29 protein-coding genes, 1 tRNA gene and 1 pseudogene are annotated in these 25,225 nt (G+C 58.6%); 20 read left to right on the top strand and 11 right to left on the bottom strand.

Annotated features, from left to right (window positions below):
* Nucleotides 1–542: 542 nt before the first annotated feature.
* From nhaA to AADW57_RS10875, 6 genes are all read right to left on the bottom strand, one after another.
* On the bottom strand, nucleotides 543–1,892 hold the full coding sequence (gene nhaA, locus AADW57_RS10900; protein WP_445819142.1) for a Na+/H+ antiporter NhaA: 1,350 nt from the start codon (nucleotides 1,890–1,892) through the stop codon (nucleotides 543–545).
* A gap of 118 nt (nucleotides 1,893–2,010) precedes the next feature.
* Nucleotides 2,011–2,469 (bottom strand): D-aminoacyl-tRNA deacylase, encoded by a 459-nt coding sequence (gene dtd, locus AADW57_RS10895; protein WP_341666919.1) that lies wholly within the window; start codon nucleotides 2,467–2,469, stop codon nucleotides 2,011–2,013.
* Between the two features lie 13 nt (nucleotides 2,470–2,482).
* Nucleotides 2,483–2,827 carry a DMT family transporter gene (locus AADW57_RS10890; protein WP_341666918.1) on the bottom strand — a complete coding sequence of 115 codons (345 nt, stop codon included), beginning with the start codon at nucleotides 2,825–2,827 and terminating at the stop codon, nucleotides 2,483–2,485.
* Nucleotides 2,828–2,833: 6 nt separating this feature from the next.
* The gene (locus AADW57_RS10885) at nucleotides 2,834–3,355 is read right to left on the bottom strand and encodes a DedA family protein (protein WP_341666917.1); all 522 of its coding nucleotides are present in this window, start codon (nucleotides 3,353–3,355) and stop codon (nucleotides 2,834–2,836) included.
* 37 nt (nucleotides 3,356–3,392) lie between these two features.
* Nucleotides 3,393–3,851 (bottom strand): GNAT family N-acetyltransferase, encoded by a 459-nt coding sequence (locus AADW57_RS10880; protein WP_341666916.1) that lies wholly within the window; start codon nucleotides 3,849–3,851, stop codon nucleotides 3,393–3,395.
* Entirely contained in the window at nucleotides 3,844–4,248 is a 405-nt protein-coding gene (locus tag AADW57_RS10875; RefSeq protein ID WP_341666915.1) for a YchJ family protein, read from the bottom strand. Before AADW57_RS10875 ends, AADW57_RS10880 begins: the two co-directional genes overlap by 8 nt.
* A gap of 192 nt (nucleotides 4,249–4,440) precedes the next feature.
* Between AADW57_RS10875 and AADW57_RS10870 the strand changes: the two genes are divergently transcribed.
* Nucleotides 4,441–4,519, top strand: a tRNA-Ile gene (locus tag AADW57_RS10870).
* 85 nt (nucleotides 4,520–4,604) lie between these two features.
* Here the strand turns inward: AADW57_RS10870 and AADW57_RS10865 are convergent.
* From AADW57_RS10865 to AADW57_RS10855, 4 genes and pseudogenes are all read right to left on the bottom strand, one after another.
* Nucleotides 4,605–5,573, bottom strand: coding sequence for a tyrosine-type recombinase/integrase (locus AADW57_RS10865; RefSeq protein ID WP_341666914.1), 969 nt, complete (start codon nucleotides 5,571–5,573; stop codon nucleotides 4,605–4,607).
* Nucleotides 5,574–5,587: 14 nt separating this feature from the next.
* Nucleotides 5,588–5,722: pseudogene (locus tag AADW57_RS16775) on the bottom strand (helix-turn-helix domain-containing protein); the annotation flags it as partial.
* Nucleotides 5,723–5,857: 135 nt separating this feature from the next.
* Nucleotides 5,858–6,085: a hypothetical protein gene (locus AADW57_RS10860; protein ID WP_341666913.1), complete on the bottom strand. Its 228-nt coding sequence runs from the start codon at nucleotides 6,083–6,085 to the stop codon at nucleotides 5,858–5,860.
* A 268-nt stretch (nucleotides 6,086–6,353) separates the two neighbouring features.
* Nucleotides 6,354–6,695 (bottom strand): helix-turn-helix transcriptional regulator, encoded by a 342-nt coding sequence (locus AADW57_RS10855; protein WP_341666912.1) that lies wholly within the window; start codon nucleotides 6,693–6,695, stop codon nucleotides 6,354–6,356.
* A 79-nt stretch (nucleotides 6,696–6,774) separates the two neighbouring features.
* On the opposite strand from AADW57_RS10855, the gene AADW57_RS10850 reads away from it, so the two are divergent.
* The 19 genes from AADW57_RS10850 to AADW57_RS10760 all read left to right on the top strand — a co-directional run bounded on the left by AADW57_RS10850 (nucleotide 6,775) and on the right by AADW57_RS10760 (nucleotide 24,218).
* Nucleotides 6,775–7,044: a hypothetical protein gene (locus tag AADW57_RS10850; protein ID WP_341666911.1), complete on the top strand. Its 270-nt coding sequence runs from the start codon at nucleotides 6,775–6,777 to the stop codon at nucleotides 7,042–7,044.
* 137 nt (nucleotides 7,045–7,181) lie between these two features.
* Nucleotides 7,182–7,991, top strand: a complete 810-nt coding sequence (locus tag AADW57_RS10845) for a helix-turn-helix domain-containing protein (protein WP_341666910.1) — start codon at nucleotides 7,182–7,184, stop codon at nucleotides 7,989–7,991.
* Between the two features lies 1 nt (nucleotide 7,992).
* Complete coding sequence (locus AADW57_RS10840) at nucleotides 7,993–8,646, top strand: DUF6475 domain-containing protein (RefSeq protein WP_341666909.1); 654 nt, start codon at nucleotides 7,993–7,995, stop codon at nucleotides 8,644–8,646.
* A complete protein-coding gene (locus AADW57_RS10835) occupies nucleotides 8,643–9,113 on the top strand; it encodes a hypothetical protein (RefSeq protein WP_341666908.1) in 471 nt (156 codons plus the stop codon). Before AADW57_RS10840 ends, AADW57_RS10835 begins: the two co-directional genes overlap by 4 nt.
* The gene (locus AADW57_RS10830) at nucleotides 9,110–9,379 is read left to right on the top strand and encodes a hypothetical protein (protein ID WP_341666907.1); all 270 of its coding nucleotides are present in this window, start codon (nucleotides 9,110–9,112) and stop codon (nucleotides 9,377–9,379) included. Before AADW57_RS10835 ends, AADW57_RS10830 begins: the two co-directional genes overlap by 4 nt.
* A gap of 183 nt (nucleotides 9,380–9,562) precedes the next feature.
* Nucleotides 9,563–10,069, top strand: a complete 507-nt coding sequence (locus AADW57_RS10825) for a phage neck terminator protein (RefSeq protein ID WP_341666906.1) — start codon at nucleotides 9,563–9,565, stop codon at nucleotides 10,067–10,069.
* A gap of 64 nt (nucleotides 10,070–10,133) precedes the next feature.
* Nucleotides 10,134–11,492, top strand: coding sequence for a DUF3383 family protein (locus AADW57_RS10820; protein ID WP_341666905.1), 1,359 nt, complete (start codon nucleotides 10,134–10,136; stop codon nucleotides 11,490–11,492).
* Between the two features lie 47 nt (nucleotides 11,493–11,539).
* The gene (locus tag AADW57_RS10815; protein ID WP_341666904.1) at nucleotides 11,540–11,971 is read left to right on the top strand and encodes a phage structural protein; all 432 of its coding nucleotides are present in this window, start codon (nucleotides 11,540–11,542) and stop codon (nucleotides 11,969–11,971) included.
* Nucleotides 11,971–12,450 carry a phage tail assembly chaperone gene (locus AADW57_RS10810; protein WP_341666903.1) on the top strand — a complete coding sequence of 160 codons (480 nt, stop codon included), beginning with the start codon at nucleotides 11,971–11,973 and terminating at the stop codon, nucleotides 12,448–12,450. Before AADW57_RS10815 ends, AADW57_RS10810 begins: the two co-directional genes overlap by 1 nt.
* A gap of 139 nt (nucleotides 12,451–12,589) precedes the next feature.
* Nucleotides 12,590–14,428: a tape measure protein gene (locus AADW57_RS10805; protein ID WP_341666902.1), complete on the top strand. Its 1,839-nt coding sequence runs from the start codon at nucleotides 12,590–12,592 to the stop codon at nucleotides 14,426–14,428.
* A 40-nt stretch (nucleotides 14,429–14,468) separates the two neighbouring features.
* Nucleotides 14,469–15,014, top strand: a complete 546-nt coding sequence (locus AADW57_RS10800) for a phage baseplate protein (protein ID WP_341666901.1) — start codon at nucleotides 14,469–14,471, stop codon at nucleotides 15,012–15,014.
* 14 nt (nucleotides 15,015–15,028) lie between these two features.
* Entirely contained in the window at nucleotides 15,029–15,355 is a 327-nt protein-coding gene (locus AADW57_RS10795) for a phage baseplate plug family protein (protein WP_341666900.1), read from the top strand.
* Nucleotides 15,342–16,262 (top strand): phage protein, encoded by a 921-nt coding sequence (locus AADW57_RS10790; protein ID WP_341666899.1) that lies wholly within the window; start codon nucleotides 15,342–15,344, stop codon nucleotides 16,260–16,262. The genes AADW57_RS10795 and AADW57_RS10790 overlap by 14 nt, the downstream gene beginning before the upstream one ends.
* A complete protein-coding gene (locus tag AADW57_RS10785) occupies nucleotides 16,259–16,930 on the top strand; it encodes a Gp138 family membrane-puncturing spike protein (protein WP_341666898.1) in 672 nt (223 codons plus the stop codon). Before AADW57_RS10790 ends, AADW57_RS10785 begins: the two co-directional genes overlap by 4 nt.
* Nucleotides 16,930–17,292, top strand: coding sequence for a hypothetical protein (locus tag AADW57_RS10780; protein WP_341666897.1), 363 nt, complete (start codon nucleotides 16,930–16,932; stop codon nucleotides 17,290–17,292). The genes AADW57_RS10785 and AADW57_RS10780 overlap by 1 nt, the downstream gene beginning before the upstream one ends.
* 11 nt (nucleotides 17,293–17,303) lie before the next feature.
* A complete protein-coding gene (locus tag AADW57_RS10775; RefSeq protein WP_341666896.1) occupies nucleotides 17,304–18,755 on the top strand; it encodes a hypothetical protein in 1,452 nt (483 codons plus the stop codon).
* Nucleotides 18,755–19,411: a DUF2612 domain-containing protein gene (locus AADW57_RS10770; protein WP_341666895.1), complete on the top strand. Its 657-nt coding sequence runs from the start codon at nucleotides 18,755–18,757 to the stop codon at nucleotides 19,409–19,411. The genes AADW57_RS10775 and AADW57_RS10770 overlap by 1 nt, the downstream gene beginning before the upstream one ends.
* Before the next feature lie 92 nt (nucleotides 19,412–19,503).
* Entirely contained in the window at nucleotides 19,504–20,445 is a 942-nt protein-coding gene (locus AADW57_RS10765) for a hypothetical protein (RefSeq protein ID WP_341666894.1), read from the top strand.
* Nucleotides 20,446–23,522: 3,077 nt separating this feature from the next.
* Nucleotides 23,523–24,218, top strand: coding sequence for a hypothetical protein (locus AADW57_RS10760; RefSeq protein ID WP_341666893.1), 696 nt, complete (start codon nucleotides 23,523–23,525; stop codon nucleotides 24,216–24,218).
* On the opposite strand, the gene AADW57_RS10755 is transcribed toward AADW57_RS10760, so the two are convergent.
* The gene (locus AADW57_RS10755; RefSeq protein WP_341666892.1) at nucleotides 24,201–25,187 is read right to left on the bottom strand and encodes a tyrosine-type recombinase/integrase; all 987 of its coding nucleotides are present in this window, start codon (nucleotides 25,185–25,187) and stop codon (nucleotides 24,201–24,203) included. The genes AADW57_RS10760 and AADW57_RS10755 overlap by 18 nt on opposite strands.
* Nucleotides 25,188–25,225: the final 38 nt, after the last annotated feature.

Raw genomic sequence — 25,225 nt, 5'->3', positions numbered from 1 at the left:
CGCCTTGAGCGGCTCGAAGCCCTGATGGCATAGATTTCAATCTTTGGTCTATGGGAGATTCACGGATAGCAAGACTAGGGGCGACCGAGAGAGCTCCCGCCTGGTAGGGTTGGTCGATGGGCCGTGGGCCTGAAACCATCACGTTGCCGGGGTGAGTTCGGTGGCCCTGATTCGGCGGGCGAGTCAGGGCATTCGCCGCCGACGGATGGCCGGGACAGGGGGCAAGCCCCGTTCTGTTTGAGACGCGCGCTTGTGGTTCGGCACGAACCACGCGGCGAGTTAACGGGGCGCCTGTCCCGGCCAGCCGGCAAGGGAACCGGCGCGCAGCGCGGGCGAAGGCCCCAGCCCGCCGAATCAGGGCCGCCGGACTCGCCTGTTTCGATGTCGTTTCTGCTTCGCTCAACGACCGAACGCGACATAGTGATGTGTTAGCCCTACGGTCCGAACCTGTGTTTGGGCTGAGCAAACAGACACGGGTGTAACAGCGGGGTTTGTCAGCAGTCTGAGGGGAGACGCTCTTGTCTCCCCTTTTTTGCGGCGTATCAGGCTGCCGCGGCCTGACGGCGGTAGCGGCGTTGCAGGACCAGACCCCAACACAAGCCCAGCACAGCAGAGACCAGCGAACCGCACAAGACGCCCAGTTTGGCGGCATCCAGCAATTCGGCCTGGCTAAAGGCCAGGTTAGCCACAAAAATAGACATGGTAAAGCCGATACCGGCCAGCATGCCGATCAGGGTGACGCCGGCCCAGTCCATGCCCGCCGGCAGGGTGCACAGGCCCAGGCGCACGGGCAGCCAGGTGCCTAGCAGCACGCCCAGGGGTTTGCCCACGATCAGCGCGATAGCCACTCCCAGCAGCGTGCTTTGCGAACTGGCCGCCGACAGGTCCAGGCCGCCCATGCTGACGCCGGCGTTGGCCAGCGCAAAAATGGGCATGATGGTAAAGGCCACCCAAGGGTGTAGCAAGGCCGGAATGCGGTCAACCGGCGCGAGCATTTCGCGCTGCGCCAGTTGTAGATTGCGCAGGGTATGCAGCACATCGTGCGGGTCTTTCTGTTGTCCCAGCTTCTGGGCCAGCTCCATCGTCATGGCGTGCGCGGTGCCTGGCAGCGGCAGGGAGCGCACCGGGCTCATCATGCCCAACACCACACCAGCCAGAGTCGGATGGGCACCGGTCTTGAGCATGCCGAACCACAAGATGGCACCTGGCAGAACATAGGCCCAGGCCGAGCCTATGCCCAGTTTCTGCAGGCCCAGCACTGCGGCCACGCCCAGTCCGGCGATCAGAAAGGCACTGTAGTCCAGACCGCCGGAGTAGAAAAAGGCAATGATCAGGATGGCAACCAGATCATCAATAATCGCCAAGGCCAGCAAAAAGACCCGCAGGCTGCCGGGCAGGGAGCGGCCCAGCAAGGCCAGCACGCCCACGGCGAAGGCAATGTCGGTAGCGGTGGGAATGGCCCAGCCTTGCAAGAGCGTGGGTTCCGGGTTCATGGCCGCGTAGATCAGGGCGGGCAGGGTGATGGCTGCCAATGCCGCGCAGACGGGCAGCATGGCCGAGCGCCAGTCCGACAGCGCGCCGTCGTGGATTTCGCGGCGGATTTCCATGCCCACGACCAAGAAGAACAGGGTCATCAGAATGTCGTTGACCACAAAGTGCAGATCTTGGGAAAAACGCCAGGAGCCTAGCTCCAGCGTCAACTGGGTATGCCATAGCGCATGGTAGCTGTCGGCATAGGAGGAATTGGCCCAGATCAGGGCCAGGGCGGCGGCCAGCAACAGAATGATGCCTGCCAGGGCTTCAATATGAAGTAGACGCTGCAACTGTTGCTGTAGCTGGCGGGTAAAAGCATGGGCGCGCGGAATCGGCGCACCGGGAGTCATGGATGACATGGTCGGCAAGTCTCCGCGAGGCGGCCCGACCTGCGCATTTATTTAACCTGTTTTGCAACACCACGCCGCAAATACACCCAGCGGGCATTATAGGGAGCCTTATTTTCGATGGCAATCGTCAATTTTCCGCACTTTTGGGCGGCAAATGCAGCGGGATGGTGACTGGACCGTCATTGATCAGGCTAACTTGCATATCGGCCCCGAATACACCTGCCTGGGTTCCCGGCAGCCGTGTTTGCGCCCGGCGCACCAGTTCATCGAACAGCGGTTGGCTGATGGCGGGGGCTGCGGCGCGGCTGAAGCCGGGGCGGTTGCCTTTGCGGGTATCGGCCGCCAGGGTGAACTGGCTGACCAGCAGCAACTGGCCGCCGGTTTGTTGCACATTCAGGTTCATTTTGCCGTGTTCGTCCTGAAAGATGCGCATCGCCAGCAGCTTGTCCAGCAGACGATCGGCCTGTTCGGGCGTATCGTCGTGTTCGGCGCAGACCAGGACCAACATGCCAGCGCCGATTTGTGCCACGGTCTGTTCTTCAATATCCACTTGCGCGCGCCGCACGCGTTGAATCAGGGCGATCATGAGCGGGCTCCGTTCAGTGGCCGACGGTTTTGGAAAAGAGATTGACGATCAGTACCCCGACGACAATAAAACCTATGCCGATCAGGGCGGGCAGGTCCAGCTTTTGCTGGAACAGCAGCCAGCCGATCAAAGAGATCAGCACAATGCCTACGCCGCTCCATATTGCGTAGGCCACACCCACGGGCAAGGTACGCAAGCTGAGTGACAGAAAATAAAAGGCCCCGGCGTAGAACAGGGCGGTCAGCACGCTGGGTACCAAGCGCGTGAACTGTTGCGATTGCTGCAACAGGCTGGTGGCGATGATCTCGCAGACAATGGCGGCGGACAGGGTCAGATAGCTGCTTGTCAGTGGGGTCATGGGCTTTTACATGTACTGGAAACTGAGCCAGCCGGGCAGCAGCAGCACGCTGGCCCACAGGCAGGCCGATGCCCAAGAGGAAATATGAAACGCCAGCGGCGACATATTGCAGGTGCCAGCGATAAGCGGAACAGTGGCGCGCAGCGGACCTATAAAGCGGCAGGCCACAATGCTGAACCAGCCCCAGCGGGCGAAAAAGGCCTGCGCCTTGACGTACATATGCAGACGTTTGCGGGCCCATTCAAAGTGAAACAGATTGCCGCCGTAGCGCTGTCCGAGCCAGAAGGAAATCCAGTTGCCCAGTCCGGCACCCAGGGTGACGGCCAGCCATACGGGCAGGATCGGCATTTCTCCGGCCCCCACCAATGCGCCTACCGATAGCAAGATGGCGGTGCCAGGCACAAGCAGGGCCAGAAAAGGTAGCGATTCCACAAAGCACAAGGCAAAAACGGCAGGCGCTACCCATTGTGGATTGGCGGCGATTACTTGTGTTGCCTGGTTGGCAAAGTCAGTCAGAGTGCTCAGCATAGAAATTCTTTATGAAAGCGTAGAAATCGGTGAAGGATCAGGACAGCGCCAGGCTTAGAATCAGCCTGTCTTTGTGCTGGATGCCATCCTCGAATAGCGGCTGCGCGTAATGGCGCAGAAAATAATCGTGTTCTATTCGCATGACCCGAAAACCGGCGCGCTGATAAAAGGTGAGAGGATAGCCGAAAGCGCCCGTACCCACGAGCAATTGCTGTGCCTGACGCGCGCGCAGAAACGCAATCAGCGCTTGCAATAGTTGGGCGCCCAAGCCCCGGCCCTGCTGTTGTGGCTGCACAGCGATATTCATCAATTCCCAGGTCTGCTCCGTGTGCGGCATCAGTATGGCTGCCGCCAGGGTTTGGTCGCGTCGCCGCACGCGCCAGCCTGTGCCGACGGCCAGATAGCGTGCGATCTGATCCGGGCAGGGATCGGCGTTCAGCAAAAGCGCCAGGGGCAGATCCTGGCAGTCGACCTGTTCAATATGTAGTTCAGTCATGGAACTGGCCATCTATATATAGCCAGTGGCCCTGTTCCCGGACAAAGCGGCTGGTTTCGTGCAAGCGGTTGGCGCGTCCGTTTAGCCGACTGCGGGCAACGAATTCGACCGTGGCCGTATCCGCGTTGCTTTGTTCGTGACGGCGCACTTGCAAGCCCAACCATTGCAAGCCGGTCGGATTGGGTTCCAGCGTTGCAGGACGGGTGGATGGATGCCAGGTGTCCAGAAGATAGGCCAGATCGTTGCGCACAAAGGCGCTGTAGCGCGAACGCATCAAGGCGGCGGCGTCGGGCGCTTGCAGGCGCAAGGGCCCGGCATGCCAGCGGCCGCAGCAAGAGGCGTACATCGCGCCGCTGCCGCAAGGACACAGATCGGCTTGAGGAGACGATTTTTTCACAGCAAAAACGGGGAAGCGGACAAGAGCACAAGCATACCTGAAAGCCAGTTGAATAGAGTTTCTGCCCGGTTAGGAAACGTAGTGATGGAGTCAGGCACTGTGTCTACCCTGATCCGAGCACGATAAGTCCCCGCTCTCGCATGCACAGCCAGCGACTTTGTGTAATAATTGCCGACTTGATCGCTTCGATCTGCCCCTCTAGCTCATGCTTGGTTAGAGCAGCGGACTCATAATCCGTTGGTGCCGTGTTCGACTCACGGGGGGGGCACCACAGAATTTTCAGTAAAATCAAAAAGATAGGCCGCTTAATTTAAGCGGCCTTTTGCTTTTTTCGATTGTCTGTGGGGGATTTTTCGCTATTTCTCGTTCGTGCCGATTTTATGCAGCGCGGTTTTCAGCGCGTCGGTAGCCAGGTGCGCATAGCGTTTGGTGCTGACGGCCGAGCGGTGGCCAAGAACAGCGCCGACGGTAAACAGGTCCACGCCGGCATTAATCATCTCGCTGGCGGCGGCGTGGCGTAGATCGTGAAATCGTAACTCTCCTTTTCCTATGTCTCTTGCCGCGCGTTTGAAGCGTTTGGACATGGTTATTCCGTCTTTGAGTTTGATGGTCAGGCATGGCCGGATGCGAGGGTGAATCGGCACGATTCTGGGTTCGCCGTTTTTGGTGTCCGTCAGCTTAAAGTAGTCGCTGAGTTGTTGGGCCTGAATGATTTCACCCATGCGCATGCCGCTGTAGAAAGCAATCCGTATTGCTGCGCGCGTGGACCGGCAGGCGCATGCCCGGCAGAGCTGCAGCATTTCCGCGCGCGAGATATAGAACTGACGCTCGTTGCGCACCGCAGGCGCGATGACTTTTTCCGCTGGATCGCGGACCCCCATATTGTGGTGTTTCCATGCGTAGCGGCAGGCGCTGGTCAAGTAGCGAATGCGGTTTCGTAGCGTGCTGGGCGCGAGTGGTTCGCCATTTTCTTTGCATGCTTTGCGCGAATAGTCTTTGCAGACCTCGGCCAGGGTGGATAGTGGCCGTCCTTTGTAGGCCCAGTACATCAAGGCCAGCTCCGCAATGATGTTGTCGGCCGACTTCAGTGTTGGAGCATGTTCGCGGATATACAGCGCAACGGCGCTCTCGATCAGGTAGTCGGGTGTTGCGATGCGTGTGGCGACGGCGTAGATCCGATCGCTCTCTTGTCTGTCGTAGGCGTCAGCTTTGGCTTTCGTCCATGTTTTTGGAAGAGCCTTTCGAGTCCGGACGCGCTGCCCACCGATGATTCGGTCGAATTCGAATACGTAGCAGCCGCGCGCTTTGTCGCGGTATATCGGCATGACTGAAGATACTCCTGAAGATCGTCGTGGCTGAATAAAATGCGCCGGCCTATGCGGTGGCAGGGAATGGGGCCGGCAGGGGCGGCCAGGTCGTATACGGTTCTGGGGGAGACACCCAGGCGTTGGGCGGTTTGAGTGACGGATAGCATTGGTGCTCCATTCAGGTCTTTCTGTGGATGGTGGCACCTGTCTGTCAGGTTGCCGGCTTGCAGCGATTAAACATTAAGTTTAATATAAAATCAACAAAATGTTTAAAACGGTACATCCGCTACACTTGGATTTTGTTATTGATGGCGTTGGTCGTGGACCATGATGATGGCCGAGCACGTGATGTCGTGGGCCAGCTCCAGCAGGCTTTTTTGGCTGCTTGGCGCGATGTGTTGAACATTGGCTGACACGGCATGAATCAGCAGGGCTTCCAACTGTTCCAGTTTTTGAAGCAGCTCGGGGTCTGAACTGCTGAAGGCTGGGGTCGGAGAGGAGAGGGCTTCAGGTCGCTTTTGCTTTTTCATTGTTGATGCGGGCGGTAAAGTCAGCGGCTCACGGAAAATTAGTTTTTGAATGTCGATATATTACATAAATCGAATACAATAACTGTATATTCATACAGTATTTTTAGTCAATCTTATTTGCTGTTTAATAAGAATGGACATTTTTTTCGTAAATGAAAAAAAATACAAAAATCCCCACGATACACAATTGGCATCGTGGGGAAAGAATAGGACGCACGGCGTTTACCTGCGTGACTGCAGGTCGTGGATTTAATGCCCGGCGGACTGTTTATTTTTTGATGTCTATGCCCAGTTGGGCAGCGCCAAGCAAAATAATGCTTTCAAGGCGAAGGGCATCGCTGGGGCTAAGCGCACAGAGTTTTTGCTCGTCGATAGCTGCAAAAGGCCAGGTATGCGTCCCCGCTGTACCTGTCGGGCTGTTGCCAAGCAATTGATCGACGGTTTTGCCGAACAAGGCAGCGATCTGTGCGTGTCTGTCGGACGGGACACCGCGTATCTTCCAGTTGGTGATGTTCTGCGGGGACACACCGATCCGGTTGGCCAGGTCGCTTTGGCTCCAGCCTTCGATCTTGGCCCATTGCATCATGGTAGAGAACACGGATTTATTCATGTCAAAAGGATAAACAAAACGTGAACTCTGTTGTTACACATACTGTTGACCAAATATTAAACATATTGTTTAATTGGTTATGGATAAAGCCAACATAATCATTACCAGCATGGGTGGGCCGACCAAGGTGGCGCGCCTGCTCGGGTTCGGGCAGACGCCTGGCGCTGTGCAACGCGTCAGCAACTGGAAAAAGCGTGGCATCCCATCGCGGGTATTGCTAGAACATGCCGGGCTCTTTCGGCCCTATCTGGCCCTGTTGGGGTATCTGGCCCAGGACCCGGGCAATACGCCTAGGACAGATGGCTCACATTCTTCTTCTCGGCGGGTGGAGACAGGGTCCGTGCCCTGAGTCTTTTCACACATTCAAGACCTGTTTTTTTTGATCAGGAAAAGGTTGCAGCAACCCTATTTCAGGACCGCTCGGGATAGAGCGGTCTGGTGCTGCGCCCGTGTCATCTGAAACCTCGTGCGAGGTAGGGAGCTGGTATGAGCGTCAAAGTAATGACGGCGGTGTTTGAACGATATCCTAGTGGTGGCGGAGAAATGATTCTTGCGCTGGCATTGGCCGATCATGCCGACGATGAAGGGGCCAGGGTATTTCCGTCAGTCGAGCATCTGATGTCGAAAACACGCCAATCGCGGCGCACGGTGCAATATCAATTGCGTCGCATGGAGCAGAGCGGCTGGTTGATTCTGGTGAAAAACGGGCATGGTGGGCGAGGCCAGTCGCGTGAATATCGCATTAATCCGGACTGGATTAATGGTGGGGAATTATCGGTTTGCGCAAACGGCGCAGAAAGTGCGCCTATTCCTGATCAGGATAAGCATGCAGATTGTGCACCCTTTGTGTGTGCCGATAAGGGCGCAACTGGGCACATGAACAGCGCAATGGACAACGCAAAGGGTGCAATTGAGCGTCCGAAAGGGCGCAGCAGCTTGCACCCGCATATAACCATCATTGAATCGTCCATGAACCGTCAGGAATCATCAAAACTGTTTGGGCTGGATATCCCCGGTTGGCTCGATCCCGAACTCTGGCGGATGTGGCACGACTTTCGCAAGCTGAAAAGCGGCAAGGCCTGGATTGCGGCTGCGCAGCGCCTGTCTTTGCGGACCTTGACCAGATTGTACGAGCAAGGCCAATCACCAGCCGCCGTCATCGAACAAAGCATAGAACGAGGCTGGACCGGACTTTTTGCCGTCAAGAACACGGCATCGGCACAGGCCTTGAATGCCCAGGAAAGCCTGGAGGCGAGCAATCGGGAGATCGCCCGTCGGGCGGCGATGGGAGGCTGATATGCAAGAGACGCACAAAAGAGATTTTTTCGCTCTGCTGGCCGACGTGTCCGCCTTTTATGGCAAGAACACGTCCCGCTTTGCGTTAAGTGTCTGGTGGGAGGCCATGGTTCCGTTTGACTTCCAGGCCGTGCGTCAGGCTTTGGGGGCGCATTGCATGAATCCGGACAATGGCCAATTCATGCCCAGGCCGTCGGATATCGTCAAATTGCTGCGCGGGTCCTCGCAGGACTCGGCCTTGCTGGCCTGGACCAAAGTGGACAGGGGCGTTCGTTCGGTCGGCGTGTATCGCAGCGTGACATTCGATGATCCGGTCATCCTGGCCGTCCTGCAGGATATGGGCGGTTGGGCGGCGCTGGGCACGAAAACAGAAGGGGAGTGGCCGTTTGTGGCTCGCGAATTCGAGACTCGCTATCGTGGCTACGCCATACGCACGGACCTGGAGCATCCGCGCTGGCTGCCTGGAATTGCCGAGACGCAGAACGCCCATGCAGGCCAGCCTATCGAGCCTCCGGTGTTGATCGGCGATGCGGCGCGAGCCAAAGCAACGCTGCAAGGCGGCGTGGATACGCAACGCATCGGGTTTCAGCCGCTCAGCGAACAGGAGCTGGCGCAATGCTTAAAGCGTGATCAGCCCGGGTGTCTAAGGGCATGAGCCGTATCGATAGGCAGGCGCTGTTGCCGCTGGGCGGCAAGGCGTCAGCCGTTCTTATTGAAAGTGCCCCGGCGGGGCGGTGTACCGGACAGACAGGAGGATGCATGTACGAGCTAAGTGGTGATGATTTGCTGTGGAACTGGACCCGCTGGTGCTGGTCGGGTGCGACGGTGGGCAATATGGAACCGTATGTGCCCGAGGACGAGGGGGACTGCCGGCCTGTTAACGAAGATCATGCGCAAGCGGTAGATCGTCTGTACCGGCGTCTGCCCAGGCATGAGGCGATGGTGGTGCAGGCCGAATACACCCGTAAGAACTCGCAATTTGGTCGCTACTCGGCGACCGAGCGCCGGGTGCAGGCGCGTCGCTGGATTCAGCAGGCGACCGGTGCCGTGTTGCGGGACGAGGACTACAGGCGGCATCTGGATCAGTTCAGGTCTTTGGTGGAACGGGAGGTGCTGCCGTGAAGTACGCCAGCGAGATTCTGGGCCTGATGCGTCCTTATCCTGGACGGGCATTTCGCATGGGGCAATTGGTGCGGGAGGCTACGTCCGGCCGGTCCCTGACGCCGGCGCAAACAGAGGCGGCCCGCAAGGGCGTCAGACGCGTGCTGGACTATTTGATCGAGGGCGGCCATGTGGAACGGATCGGAGAGGGCACGCGCTCTACGAGCTATGCCTGGCGGCGATTGGGACATGAGTTTTCAGGAAGTAGTTGCGAATTAGGACCCTAGTTGGGACAATATCTGCGGCGAAGTTGCGTCCACAGACAGGAGCCCCGCCATTCATCAGCGCCCCAGAAATTGGATATCCATCCGGTTTCGGGGCGTTTTTTTTGTGGCCGCCCGGTCACGGTGTCGCCTGTTGCATGCCGCGCCGGGCAACCGGATGCGGCGGCTCTTCTGAAGAGGAAACCGATGAGTAGTGTGCGTCACGATTTCTATACCCTGATCTCGACAGCGGTGGCTCCCGGCACGGTGATCCACAGCGATCACACCGACGCTTTGCCTGCCCGGCCTTTCATTATGCTGGGACTGGAGCTGGGCGAACTTGGCTCGGGCCAGCGTGCGCCTGTTCGTGCAACGGGGGCCGGCCGAGTCAGTTTTCATCGACCGGTTTCCATCCGTTTGCAGTATTTCGGTTCTGGCGGCTTCGATGCCCTGGATACATTGCAGCTTGTTTTGCAGAATCAGGCGATGCAGGACCTGAGCGAACAGCTCAACATCACGGCGCTGCGGCCGGTGCGTCTGCAGGTTTTGTCCGTGCCGCTGGAGGGCGGAGGGCAAGAGCCCCGGGCCGTTCTGGATCTGGAGTCCGGGCACACCGCCTTTATTGAAGATGACGTCGGCCTTATCGACACCGTCGAGGTCGGCATGAACGCCCGTGCGGGCGAGTGGGTGCCCAAGATATTCAGGGCCCCTTGAGCCGGACCATTTTTTTCACTGCCACAGCCACCGCCACGGTGGCTTTTTCTTTTGGAGCCACCTCATGGCAACACTTTCCCGGATCGCTGACGTGACCATTGCGTTGCGTACGACCGCGATCAACGAACAGTCTTTTTCGGACATGCTCATTCTGGGCAGCCACGTTCTGTCTACGGCGCGAGCCATGACCATTACCAGCGCCAACGAGTTGCTGGATATGGGCCTGCAGGACAGCGACCCGCTGTACTGGGCCGCCCGCGACGCGTTTGCGCAGATCCCGTCGGTGCGTCAGGTCTTCATCGGTCGTCGCCAGGTCGACGAGCTGAAAATTACCGTATCGCACGCCGCCGTCGGTGCCGAGTACCTTGCGTTGCTGCGCTGGCGTGACTCGTCCGGCAACCAGGTACAGGCTCAGGCCATCTACACCGCGCTGGCTACCGACACGGTGGCCGCAGTGGCCACCGGCTTGGCCTCGGCCATCAACAACACCGCCGCCCCATTCACGGCGACCGCCGCGGCCGGTGTGGTGACGGTGAGCAACAACACGATCGGTGCCGCCATGTCGGTGCAACTTAAAGGCAATCTGTCCATGGCGATCACGCCCAGCGTGGAGACCGTTACGCAGGCGCTGGCTGCCATTGCCAATGGACCATTCAACTGGTATGGCCTGGTGCTGACCAGTCGCGTCCCGGCCGATGTGAAGGCGGCCGCCGCCTGGACCGAATCCAATGAAAAGCTGTTCGGTACGGCCAGCGACGAACCCGGCATCATCGATGCAGGCATCAGCAACGACCTGGCCTCGGACCTGCAGGCCAGCCAGTACTTCCGTACTTTCGGTCTGTACAGCGCCCGGGCTCAGACCCAGTATCCGGAGGCGGCCATCATGTCGTCCATGTTCACCTTCTACCCTGGCCAGGAGTCGTGGGCCTTGAAGAAACTGGCGGGCATTGCGTACGACGAGCTGAGCGAAGGCCAGGCCCTGACCGCACACGGCAAGAACTTCTCCACCTTCGAGCGATTCCGCAATTTCGCCGTGACCCAAGGCGGCAAGACGGCCGCGGGTGAATGGATTGACGTCATTCGCTTGCGCGATGCGCTGGTCGATCAGATCAAAGTGTCGGTGGCCTCGGCCATGATCAATGCCGATGGCCGTACGCCGTTTACCGACGATGGCATCCAGATGATCGGCAACGCGATCCGCGCTCCGCTGGATCTGAACGTGCGTCGCGGCGGCATTGCGCCCGAGGAACTGGACGAGAACGATCGCATCGTGCCCAGCTACACCTTGCGCCTGCCTCGCAGCAGCCAGGTTCCGTTCAACGACAAGGCCAATCGCGTGTTGCGCGATGTCAGCTTCACCGCGCGGCTGGCCGGTGCCATTCATGTGGCCGAAGTCAAAGGCAGCCTGAGCTACGCCGTCTAACAAACTTCGCCCGGCCATGAGCTGGGCTTTTCTTTCTGGAGCCGGAAATGGCAACTAATGTGAAAACGTACGACCCCAAACAGGTCAAGATCGTGGTGGGCGCGCACACTGTTTCGGGCGTGTCCGAAAGCAGCTTTCTAAGCATCGAACCCAAGGGCGAGGGTGTCGCCAGCGTCGTGGGCGTGTACGGCGATGTGACCCGCACGCTCAGTCATGACCCGCGCCACACCGTCAAGATCACGCTGCAGCCGACCAGCCGCAGTAATGCAGTGCTGTCGGACTTGTGCAATGCGGATCGTCTGTCGGGCGGCAATGGTGCCTTCCCGATTCTGGTGACGGATCTGCGCGGCGGCACGCTGTTTGCAGGCACGGCCTGGATGGTCAAGCAAGCGGCGGCGACCTTTGCCAACACGCCCACCAACAAAGAATGGGTGCTGGAAGCCGTAGGTGCATTCACGCACGGCGGGGGTGGCGACTGATGGCACGTCCTGTCGAAGTCAAGGTCAATGAAAGTACCTTTTTCATTACGCCGATGGATGCCTTCGAGGCCTTGGAGGTCTTTGGCGATCTGCAAAAAGACCTGCTGCCGGCCATTGGCGATCTGATCTCGGCCGGATTGGGCCAGAGCGAGGAGCAAGGGGGGCTGGCGATGGCCAGCGCCATCGAGAAACTGTCCCTCAAGCTCGATGGCAAGCAGCTCAAGACCTGGGTCGATCGGCTGGTGACAGCGGATTCGGTCGCCGTCTCGATCAACGGCCAGGATATGGCTTTGGACAAGGCGGCGCGCGCGTTGGCGTTTCGCGAGTTCACGGAAATTCTGGAACTGCTGTTTCACGTGATCAAGGTCAATTTTGCAGCCCCTTTGGGGCGTTGGCTCAGCCATTTTGGTCTGGACCTGAGCCTAGTCAAAGCAGACCAGTTGGCTCGTATCGCGCAGAAATCCAGCGGGAATTTCTGATCTGGCGGCCTGTGATGGCAGGCCGGACCACCGTCGGCGAAGTGCGCCGGCGGGAGGTCCTGCTGCTCGATTTGATCAAACTCAACCATCTCATGGACGCCGAGGCCGCGGCTCAGGCCGAACACCTGGCGGATAGAAAATGACCACTGTTCGTGAAGTTGTAACGCTGATACGTTATCAGGTCGATAACTCCAGCCTGAAACAGGACATTCAAGCCGTGCAGTCGTGGCTTGGCCAGGTTGCGGCGCATGGGCGCACTGCGGCGAGCAGTTGGCGTGCGAGTGCGCGCGAATCGCTGAAAGACCATGTCGCCGCGGTCGATAGCGTGATGCGCACGATCTGGGCGCAACGCCAACTGAACCAGGAGCAGCGGCGTTCTGTGCAGAACGTCAAGGACATCCAAGGGCGGTTTAACTCCTTGGCCGGGGCGGTTCGTGGCGTGGTCAGGGAGTTTGTCGGCTTTGACACGCTGAAATCGTTTGTGATGGCGGGGGACCAGTTTGGCCGGACCCAGGCGCGGTTAAAAGGGGCCACCGGCAGCCAGGAGGAGTTCGCGGCGGTCGATCAGGAACTGTCGGCCAGTTCGCGCCAGTCGCATCAGCCTTTCGAAGCCAGTGTGGATTTGTTTGTGCGTACCGATCAGGCCATGAAGGCGCTGGGCAAGAGTACGCGGGATACCCTGGATGTGGTTTCGGCCACGAACCTGTCCTTGGCAGCCAGCGGTGCCGACGCCAGCCAGGCTGCCCAGTTCATTGAGCAGTTCGCTCAGGACATGAATAAGGGGGCATTGAGCGGCCAAGGTTTCCAGAGCATGCTGAGCACGAATCAGCGCATGCTCAGTTATTTGTTGGCGGGGTTGAACCAGACCAGTCCGGCGCTGGGCGCGACTCGGGAAAATTTTCAGCAATTGGTCAACGAAGGCAAGATTACGACCGAAGCCATGATTCCCGCCTTGCGCAGCCAGTTGTCGGGCATGAGCAAGGATGTCCAGGCGATGCCCAAGTCCCTTCAAGGGGCGATGACGGACTTTCAGGATCAGGTGGGCAGAACCAGCTGGGAGATGCTCAAGCAGCACGGTGTCATTAAGTTTTTGACAACGGTGTTGCGCTTTCTTGGCGACAATCTGCGCGAAATTCTGGATCTGTTGCTGCTGATGGGGGCATCCTGGGCGATGAACCGTCTGGTGGGCAGCGCTGTGTCCTTGGGGGCGGTGCTGCGCGGCTTATCGGGCCTGACAAGCGTGCTCGCCAGGCAATTCTGGGTGATGTTGGCTCCTTTTCTGCGCTGGATGATCGTGCTGGAGGCCATCAGTCTGATTTTCAGCGATGTTCAGGCGTGGCTGTCGGGTGGTGATTCACTGCTGGGGTCCATTATCGGGCAGTCCAGCGAATGGGAAGGCAAGATCCAGGCGGTACGGGATGCCCTGGAGTGGGTGAGGAATCTGTTTGGTTTTTCATCGGAGCAGTTGGACCAGTGGCTGTCCAAATTCAGCATGATCGGAACCGTGGTTCTTGGGCTGGTCATGGTGATTGGCTGGATTCCGACCTTGATTGTGGCTGTTGTTGCGCTGTTGTTCGCGCACTGGGGCAAGATCACCGAGGTCGTCACCGGCTTGTGGGACAGCTTTACCAATGCGGCTGATCAGGCCTGGCAGGCGATCCAAGCCGTCTTTAAGAATCTGTTTGACTGGTTTGAGCAGCAGTTTGCGAAAGTGGGCGACTTCTTTACGGGCATGGTCAAGAAGATTCCCGGCGTGGACACCTTGATGAGCACATTTGGCTTCAGTACCCCGGCGCCTGGCGTCAGTGCCGAGGCAAGCTATACCGATGGCCGCATGACGACCATCAATATCCACACCAAAGATAGCGATCCCGGCAGGATTGCACTCGCAGCACAGCATGGCGTGCAGCAGGGCTATGGGTCGGCTGCTCCGTTTGCATCCGGTATGGGCATGCCTAACGTAGAGGCAGCTCCTTGAGGTCAGCCGCCTTTGGGCGGCATTTTTATGGGTGCTCAGTATGGCATTTGTATCTTTGTTGTTTGGTCTGACAGGCAATCAGACGCTGGTGGGCAGTATTCCCTTGGATGCGTTGCTGACCGAGCAGACCGAACTGTCCGCCAAGGTCAGTGCGCACGCAGTCGAGGATGGAAGCACGATTACGGACCATATCGCTTGCGAGCCCGAAAAGTTGACGGTGTCCGGGGTGATCACGGCAGCCAGCATTTTTGCGTTCGGCTCGAGCGGTCGTTCCAAATTGATGGCGGTCAAAGACGCGCTGCGCCAGATTCAGGAGCGGCGCGTACCGGTCACCATTGTGACGGGGTCCGATGTCTACGTGAATTTTGCGATGCTGAGCGCCAAGATCTCGCGTAGTCCGAGTGGTGAACAATTAAGCCTGGAGTGCAGCTTTCAGAAAATCGTCATGGTGACGTTGCGGGAAGGGCATTTGCCCCCGGCCAATGTGGCGCAGTCTGCCAAGGGCAAGGCCGGACAGACGGGGGCCAAGAGCGGCAAGGTCAGCGATGCCACGGCCACGGACGTGCCGCCGGCCCCGGTGACATAAACGGAGTAAGGCACATGATTGCGATTCCATTGGCAGACCAGAACAGCTTCGTCGTTGAAGCCAGCCTGGAGGGAAACACCTATTTTTTACGACTGGACTGGAACAGCGAGGCCGGTCTGTGGGTGTTGGGGCTGCAAGACGCCCGCACGGCCGTTGTATTGCAGGGCGTGGCCCTGGTGCCAGGCAGCCCTTTGCTGGGGCAGTTCAGGCACCTGGCCGTGCCGCCTGGAGAGTTTATGGTGCATCGGCAGGATGACAGCCTGTCGTTAGGGCGAGATTCCTTCAGGAATGCCCAGGCCACTTTGTATTACATGAGCGAGGCCGAGTATGCCGCGCTTTGATCGGATTTATCGGCTTTTGGTGGGTAAGCCGGGTCAGACCGGTGTCGAGATAGCCCCGCCGCTGCGCATCACATTTGATGTTTCCAAGGATACGAGCGAGGAGCCCAACAAGATCAAGATCAAGATCTGGAATCTGAGCCTGACCACGCGCGAGACGATGGTCGAACCCGACAATGTCGTTGCCTTATATGCCGGCTACGCGCAGGAGGACGGTGCGCTACTGATGGCGTATGGCACCTTGCTGCACGGCCGCACGTACACGGACGGGGTCGATATGATTACCGAGCTGGATGTGCGGGATGGCTTTGCGCAGATCCGCGATACGGTGGTCAGTTTGGGCTGTGCTCCTGGTGTGCGGGCGCGATCCATTGTGCAGGATATTGCCCGCAAGATGGGCTTGCGCCTGAAGATGGCTGCCGATGTGCCTGATCGGGTCTGGCAGAACGGCTTTAGCTATTACGGCGCGGCACACGTGGCGTTGCATAAGGTTGTGCAAGGTACCGGCTTGGAATATTCCATCCAGAACGGCGAGTTGCAGGTGATCCGGCGTGGGGGAGTCACGCCTCGCGAGGGCTTTGTTTTGGCCGCCGATAGTGGCCTGGTCGGAGTTCCGGAGCGTGTGGGTGAAAGTGCGCGCGAGAAGGCCCGTCAGGACTCCCAAAAGACCGATGATAATCAGAAAACAGTGTCGTCCCGGCAGCAGAGCGATGGCTGGAGCGTGAAATCCTTGCTCTTGCCGACCTTGAACCCGGGCGATCTGGTCAAGCTGGAATGCTCCGCTGCCACAGATTGGTTTCGTATCGAGACGGTGCAGCATAAAGGCGATTGGAGCGGGCAGGGCGAGTGGATCACCGAACTGAAGCTGGCGAGCCGACATGCCGTGTCCAAAGAAAAGGGAAAACCATGAATGAGCAAATTGCGGTGGCGTTGGCGGAAGTCAATGTGTGCCTGCCTGGTGTGATCCAGGCCTACGATGGAGTCAGCGCAACGGTTCGACCGGCCTTGCCCAAGCAATTGGCCAATGGTGAAACCCTGGCCGCGCCCATGATTGTGCAGGTGCCGGTGTGCTGGCCGATTGCGGACGGCGGGCGGGCCATGATTACGGTGCCGCTGAAAGCGGGCGATCCGGTGCTGCTGCATTTCTCGCAGCGCAGCCTGGAAAACTGGCTGTCCGGATCGGATCAGGCTCCCGATGACCCGCGCCAGTTCGATCTGACCGATGCCTTCGCCTCGCCGGTCATGCGGCCAGGGCCGCAGGCCGATACGGATAACGTCTCGGTTCAGTACGGTGCCGGCTCGATGAAGCTGGCTCCCGACGGCAGCCTGACCATCCGGGTGCCGCGTCAGCATGTCATTGCAGACGAAACGGTTTTTGATAGCCCAGTGACCATCAATGGCCTGTTGACTTATACCGCCGGCATGGCGGGGTCCGGCGGGCAGGGCCATTCGATCAGCATTCAAGGCGGTGCCAGCTTCCAGGGCGGGCGGCTTACGCACAACAATAAGAACATCGGTTCTGACCACGCGCACAGCGGCGTGCAGTCTGGTGGTAGCAAGTCTGGGGGGCCGGTGTAATGGGATGGGATCTGAAACTGGATAACAAGCATGATCTGGCTGTGGGGACGGATCAGGATCTGATGTTGGTCGGTGGTGCCCAGCGGATTCGTCAGCAGATCACGGTGACTTTGCTGACCTTTCTGGGCGAGTGGTTTTTGGATCAGAGCTGGGGCATGCCCTATTTCGAGAAGATCATGGTCAAGGCACCCAGTCGGGTCGAGATCGAAAACCTGGTGCGCGCCAAGGTGCGCGATGTGCCTGGCGTAAAAGCTGTGCCCGCCGTAGATATTCAGATCGACGCTTTGGCGCGTCGGGCGCGTATCACGTTGCCCGATATCGAAACAGACGAAGGCCCGCTGACGGTCTCCGTTATTCAATAGGACTTTGAAACATGGCTGATTACGGTGTGACTCCGGAGGGCTTTGTGCGCCCGCGCCTGCCCGAGATTCGTATGGAAATCATCGAAGAGCTGCGCAAGAACCTGCGCATTCGAGGCTTGTCTGCCGACATTGAGACCCGCCCGGACTCGGTGACGGGCGTGCTTGTGGACACCTTTGCCGAGCGCGAGGCAGCGCTGTGGGAAATGGGGGAGGGCGTTTATTACTCCATGTATCCGGGGTCGGCGACCGGCGTATCGCTGGATCGTGCGGTGTCGTTTTCGGGGGTGAAGCGTCTTCCGCCCGAGCCAAGTCGAGCCTACGTAGTCGCTTATGGTTTGCAAGGTACGCAGGTTCCCGCCGGCGCGCAGATCCGGCACCGCGTCACGCAGAGCGTCTGGCAGACGGCTGAAGCGGTCACGATCAGTGCCGCTGCGGCCGCGGACGTGCGAATCGTGCCAGTCGTTCAGCCATCGGCGGTGTATCGGATCACCGTGGATGGCGTGCCGTATGCCTATGCCAGCCAGGCCGACGCCACTATCGCTGCTGTGTTGGCCGGCCTGGTGGCTGCCTTGGCCACCAGCGGCTTGCGGGTATCCAGCGATGGTGCCGCCATTCGTCTGACGGCGGTTGCCACGGTCGCTGTCAGTATTCAACTGAGCGGCAATCTGGCGTTCAATGAAGTGGGTTCGGCGGTGTTGGCCCAGACCGTGGCAGCGATTGCCGAAACGGCAGGCCCAGGCGATCTGGACTCTATTGTTACCTTGGTTCCGGGCTGGACGCGGGTGGTGAATCTGCAGGCTGCCGCGGTCGGCCGCCTACCCGAGAGTGATGCCCAACTGCGCGCGCGTTATCGCCTGGGTGTGTTCCGTTTTGGTGCGGGCACCTTGCCCAGCATCGGACCCAATATTCTGAACGATGTTCCCGGCATTGTGGACATCCGTGTTTTTGACAACGCCACCGATGTGATGGATGTAGCAGGGCGCAAGCCCCATAGCGTGCATGTGGTGGTGGACGGCGGCATAGACGACGACGTCGCGCAAGCCGTCTACCGGTATAAGGGCGCGGGCATTGATACCAATGGGGAAGTCGCCAAGACCTTGGATACGCCCCAGGGGATGCAGCTTGTCCGGTTTGATCGGCCCCAGCCTGTCTATGTGTGGGCGCGTGCCCGTGTCACGCTTCTGCCGCCGGACGAGCAGGCCTTCCCATCGGATGGTTTCGAGCAGATCCAGAGCGCCATCCTGGCCACCGGTGCCAGTCATGCCATCGGTCAGGATGTTCGTATTCAGCGGTTTTTTGCCCAGATTTACACCACGCGGGGCATTGCCGATGTGGATCTGCAGTTTGCTCGGTCGACTGACCCGGCCTTCGTGCCCGGCCCCGGCGACTATTCGGCGGGCAATATTACGATCGCCGGTGTGCAGAAAGCACTGTTCGACGCCAGCCGCATCGAGGTGACCTGATGGACCTGGAACAAGACCACGCAGACATTGCCTGGGGGCATTTTCTGGCACAGTACGGCAAATCGGCACGCTTGGAATCCGTAGTGCGCGCCTTGTATGCGCCGGTGCAGCATGGGCAGTTACAGGCACTGTATGACGAGCGGTGGCTGGATACGGCACTGGGCAGGCAGCTCGATGGCATCGGCGAGATTGTCGGCCAGCCGCGCGAGATCGATGACACGCTGTTCGTGCAGTTCTTCGGCTTCCAGGGCCAGGCCAGTGTCGCCGGCTTTGGCAAGGCGCGTCTGCGTAGGCATTACGAGCCCTCGGTTGCCGGTTCGAGCCGCTTGCCGGATGCGGAGTACCGCAAGATCTTGTATTGGAAAATCGGTCTGAACAACGGTCACGGCACTGCGCCCGAGATCGCCGCTTCGGTCAAAGCCATCTTTGATGCATCTATCGTGCGAGTGCGGGATTTGGGCAATGCCAGGCTGGGCGTCTGGTTCAACACCACGCCCCAGACCAACCCGGCGTTGATGGTGCATCCCGAGCGCTGGGTGCCAGCGTTGGCCGGGGTGGGGGTGGAACTGCTGGCCAATACGGATCAGAAGCCGTTCGGCTTTGTCAGCCAGGGATTTTATGGGTTTGGCGTCGGCGTGCTGGCGCGGCAACTGTAGTGGCGGGCTGCGCAGTTGCCAGCTGCGCAGTCCCAGTGTCGATTTAAATCACAGCCGCCTCTTTTCTGGCGGTTTTTTTATGGGGGCTATCAATGCCATCGGTAAATTTCTTTGATGCATTCGGGTACAAGTGGGCCCAGGCCGGAACCGCGTTCAATTGGGATGATGCCCAATACAAGCAGGGCTGGGCCGTGATCGGCTCGGTGCCGCCTTCGGTCGAGCAATTCAACCGCATCAGCCAGATCGCGGACGAAAAAACGAACTACTTGTTCGAGCAGATCAAAAAGGCGGCGACCGACGCCAACCTGACGATGTCGGCCGGCAGCACGGATACGCTTTCGCGCGCCATCCGGGCTTTGTCTATTCCTGTGTATCCGTCCGCGCCGGCGACCAATGTGGGTCCGCTGGTGTACGCCATCGACCGCCAGCAAATTTTGCATTGGCAGGTGATCGGCTCCTTCACGGGCTATGTCAGCCCCAATGTGGGACGCTTTATCTGGGGCACGTCCATCAACGCCCGCGCGGACGAAGTCGATGCGATTGGCCAGACCGTGGATCGCAGCCAGGCACGCTTTCGTGCCCTGATCGCCTGGGCCGAAGCCAATGGCCATATGGTCGCCTCGACGGCCTGGAGCAAAGGCACATTCAAGTTTTCGGTGCTCTCGGGCAACAACGTCCGCCTGCCCGATTTGCGCGACCAATTCATCCGCGCGACCGGAACTGACGCTGACACTGCAAATGCGAGGGGACTCGGAACGCAGCAAGTCGGCGAGATCAAGCGACAACAGCCCGCGTTCGATGCAGCGACTAGTATCGGGGCACCGTGGACCGTCAGACGCTCCACTCTGGACGTCAATAGCGGCTCCTCGGGTACCGGCACGACGCATATCGGTTTGCGGGTCACCACCGCAAACGTCAATAATATCGGCGCAGGCTGGGACGGGGTTAATGCTTATGGTCTGCGCATCTCGTCGTTTGGCGGCACCGAGACACGCCCGATTAATGTCGCTTTTCATCCGAGAATCCATGTCTGAAGACTTTTTCAATGCAAACACGAGGGCGCTAGGGTCTACGCAACTGGGGCGGCTGCAATCACATGATCACAGTCTTATGACCGAAGGGGGGGCTACGGCAGGCTGGTGTTTGCCGATTTCGGGCATGTGAGATCTCCCTGGCAAGAGGTGGCACCACCACATTTTAATGACCAGGCTGCAATAGGGTTTAGGGTGGCAACAGCAGAAACAGGAGGCGTAGAAACCAGACCCGCAAACGTAGCCCTTTACCCTCGCATTCAGATTTGAATCCGGGGGTGAAGAGCTGTGTTATTCGGCCTTGTTTCCGTACCACCCGCCACATGTGTGGGGCGAAGAGGATTATTTGATGAAATTCTTTGCCCCCCTTCGGGGTTGAATACACGGTCTCCATGTGCATCAAAAAATATGTCAGTCGGCAGCTGATGATAGTGCGAAGCAAACTGCTGTAGCTGAAACGAACCCAGCCCCCTCGCATTTGCAGCGAAGTGGCCATCTGTCTGCAAATGCGAGGGGGCTAGGTAGCGCACAAGCCATGGCCACCAAGATGCTGCCGATTCAGACCTGGTCTTCAAACGGCTTTGATACTACAGGCTCATCCATACACTTGGTCGGGGCAGATACAGCGGGTTCTATAGGAGCATTATCAGCAGCAATGTTCGCAAACCAGGGGACTGAAACACGCCCCAGCAATACGGCGTTCCACCCTCGGATTCAAATCTGAATTCGGGGATGGAGCCCAGTATTGGTAGAGCGTGTTTCTGACGACATGCGACTCGTCGCAGACAACATCACATCCATAAATCGTAGGTTTCCGACTCCGCCAGGTACCGCATAAGCTAGGCCGGCATCACGAGATTTACTGAATGCACCATTGGCTCCACCGTTGGTTCCTGCAGCAACGTCGATAATGGTCCCGGTAGCCCTTTGGATCGCGTCCATCTGTATGGTGCCGAGCCCCCTCACATTTGCAGACAGATGGCCACTTCGCTGCAAATGTGAGGGGGTTGGGTTCTACTCAGAATGATTCAATTAAGCGACAGTCCCCACAGTTCCAAGCGTCGATAAACAATAGCCAAACGTGGGGGGTTACGCGCCCCGATATCGACATTAACTCGATTAGCGCCTCGACTTCGGGCAGCGCACATATAGGCCTACAGGTCACCAAAGCTAACGTGAATACAGCTGGCGGTGAATGGAATGGTCTCACGGCATATGGCATGCGAATTGCGCCGTTCGGAGGTAGCGAGACCCGATCAATTAACACTGCATTCCATCCTCGGATTCAGATTTGAATCCGGGGGTGAAGAGCTGTGTTTCTCGGCCGGTTTTCGTTCGCTGTAGGCACAACTCGGGCCGCATTAAATGTTAAATACGTACCCAAGTGGTTCCCAATATTCCCGGATAAACCGGCGTAATAAGCAGCGTGAAATGCCCCTGAGGCTTCAGTCCATGAGCCACTCGGGTCTCTCCAAGAAGCATTTCCATATGTACCCGTGATATTCCGGATGGCGTCTCCTTGGGTTGATCCCAACCACCTCGCATTTGCAGACAGATGGCCACTTCGCTGCAAATGTGAGGGGGCTGGCTAGCCAGCAAGCTGACTCGGTTAAAAAGGGGCTGGTACCAGTTTATGGCTTGTTAACTGGCGGAAATCTTCACACTTTAGACAGAGCATCTTTAATAAACGTAGGGCTAGCAGCCACGATAGGGGCTCCCTGGAGCACTGATCAGGGCCTTATATATGGCTATGCTTCGTATGGTGATAAGGCTGAAACACGGGCTACCAACGTCGCACTCCACCCCCGGATTCAGATCTGAATCCGGGGGTGGAGTGCGGTATTTGTAGGTCGAGTTTCTATTGCTGTTCGAGCAACACGAGATACATCGAATTCGATATTGTGCAGCGCGTGGCCTAATGGCTCTGCTGACACTGTGTATGAGCTGTATCTATTCCATCTAGACAAGTTAAAGACGCCTGATGGAATCCCTCCTCCATCAGCCAGTTGGATTTTCTCTACTGCACCTGTGTGTCTTTGAATCGCATCAAACTGATAGCTACCTACTATCCTCACATTTGCAGCGAAGTGGCCATCTGTCTGCAAATGCGAGGGGGCTGGGTAGTCGGCAAGTGGAAGAACTACAAGCCCACTCGCATTTTGTGCCTACCCCGCAGGGAAACACAGGTAGTCGATACTTCATTTTTGGTAGCGCTGTTGACGCTTATGATTACCTGGAGCCGGGGGGGAAATTACCTACTATGTCCACGGGCGGGAAGGAAACTCGTCCAATTAACACAGCCCTTCACCCACGCATTCAGATCTGAATGCGTGGGTGAAGAGCGGTATTTTCTGGGCGGGTTTCGCTTCCCCCTGTGCTCTCCGTGATTGCAGCTGATCCGGTGGTTCCTGTAATGATGTTTTGCTGAGAGCCAACGTTTATAGCAACAGTTCCGCCGTATGCATGCACGTGTTTACTAAGTCGATCGTTCTGGTAACTACTCAGCCCCCTCACATTTGCAGCGAAGTGGCCATCTGTCTGCAAATGTGAGGGGGTTGGGTTCGACACAGGGAGACGCGTTTCGTGCACACGCCCATGAGACGATTGGACTAGTTGCTGGGTCTACTGGAACCTCGTACGGGGTGCCAGGAAGCGGTTCGTCACGTTGGGCCACTACAACGGTAGGAGGCACTGAAACCCGGCCTCTAAACGTAGCACTACATCCTCGAATTCAGATTTGAATCCGTGGATGAAAGGCCATATTAGTAGGCCTTGTTTCGTTGGCGGTACGAGCTATGCGAGCCGAATCAAAATCAAGTCTGTCCGCAGGAGTAGTGATTGATCCCAACTGAACATTAGATGCTCCCCCAATGCCACCACGGGGAAGAGAGGAAGCCGCACCGTGGGCCATTACCATAGCGCCGTCATGCCCTGCGGCTCCCGCCCCTCGAAAATCTGCTGTGGCATAAATCCTCTGAGATGCATCAGCTTGGCTCGAACCTAACCCCCTCGCATTTGCAGTCCCATAGCCATTTCCCAACTTTTTTCATATAGCCACGCACGTGGCCAGGAGTTTTTGTATGCCAAATTTTCAAACCGATGCTCACGGCTTGCTGTGTGGTCAGTCATCCTATGCCGATAAAGGTTTTGGGGATGTGATTGTTCGTCCGCCGAGCGAGGTTCCGGCCGGTCAGGTACTGCGTTGGGCGTCGAGCGTTGACATCAACGCCGTGGAGTATGGCGATCCTGGTACGGGTGTCTGGGAGCGGGTGGATGACCATCGCCAGACCAGCCTGTATACCAGCGATGGTCTGTACACCGTAGGCAGCGAGCATAAGGGGCAGACCTACAACGGTCTGGGCCCGGTGCCCGCTTGGCTCAGTGTCGAGGCACCGCCCGTCGCGGAGCCGACCCTTGTCCAGCTTCAGGCCATGCAACTGGCCCAGATCAATGCGGCGTTCGAGCAGGCCGCCATCGAGCTGACCTCGGGCTATCCCGAGGCCGAGCGTCTGACCTGGCCGGAACAGCGCACCGAAGCGCTGGCCTGGGCGGCCGATCCCACGGCGCCCACTCCCTATCTGGACGGTCTGGCTGCCGCCAGGGGCATTTCGGCCCAGGATATGCGGCAAAAGACCCTGGACCAGGCCCGTCTGTTCCTGCAGTCCAGCCAGCAACTGGTGGGTACGCGTCAGCGCTTGCGCGATCAGGTCCAGGTGGCCCTGACGGCGCAGGCCGTCAAGGCCGTGGTGTGGCCCGTGTCAGGCGGTGAAGCGTAATTGCTCGACCTGGGCGCGGCCTAGTTTGCTGCGCATCAGTTTTTGCGCCAAATCCCGCCCACGGGGATGAAAGTAGCGTTGCAGCATGCGCGTGTCCCTGTGCCCCGTGACCTTGGCCAGCTCGTGGGCGGGGAATACGTCGGCCAGTCGCGAGGTCGCTTCATGCCGCAGGTCGTGCAGGCGCAGATCCAGAAAATAAGCGCGTACCGGCCGGCGGCCATACTGTCGGCACAGTTGGCCGTAGGCGTGCCGCGCGCGTTCGCGCGCGCGTGCAAAGGCGCGGCTGATGGAGCCGGGCGAGACGTCAAAGATGCGCCCGCGCAGCGGCTTGCCGACCAGCCATTTGCGCAGCGCGTCGCGGGCAAAGGGTGTCAGCGGTACGTAGCGGGTGTCGCCGTTCTTGGTGTCCTGCAAGGTGATGACACCGTGCGTCAGGTCGATCTGCTCGCGGGTCAGCATGACGATTTCGGAGCGGCGCATGCCTGTTTCCACGGCCAGGGCCACGATGGTGGGCAAGCTTTCGGAACGGGTGTGTTTCAGTATCCAGTCGATCTCCGAGCGCGGGCACTCCTCGGGGCTGACGCCATACAGCCGGATCTGTGTGAACAGCCGGCGGTCGCGCGCATCGTTCACGGCGGGACGGCGCACGAGCTGGGCAGGGTTGGCCAGCCAACTGTAGCCCCAGTCTTTGCGGGCCACCGTGTACAGATGCGACAGCAGGGCCATGCGCCGATTGACGGTGGCCGGTGCTTTTTCTTGCATCCATTCGTCCCGGATGCGCTGCAGATCCTGTTGGGTAATTCTGGCCAGATTGCGCCCGGCCAGCAGGGTGCTCATCCAGGCCCGGGCAAGAGAGCGTTCCTGATAGGCGGACTTCTTGAGTACCGAGACCTCGCTCAGGTATCGCTCCAAGGCCTGGGTCAGTGACGGGCAGAAGCGTGACAGGCGGCGTTGGCGGTCGGTATTCATGGCTAATCCGAAATATGCCTTGTATGCCGCCTAAATAA

The sequence above is a fragment of the Alcaligenes sp. SDU_A2 genome, from assembly GCF_038237375.1.
Lineage (GTDB): Bacteria > Pseudomonadota > Gammaproteobacteria > Burkholderiales > Burkholderiaceae_B > Alcaligenes.
This window is presented reverse-complemented; position numbering and strand designations above follow the sequence as displayed.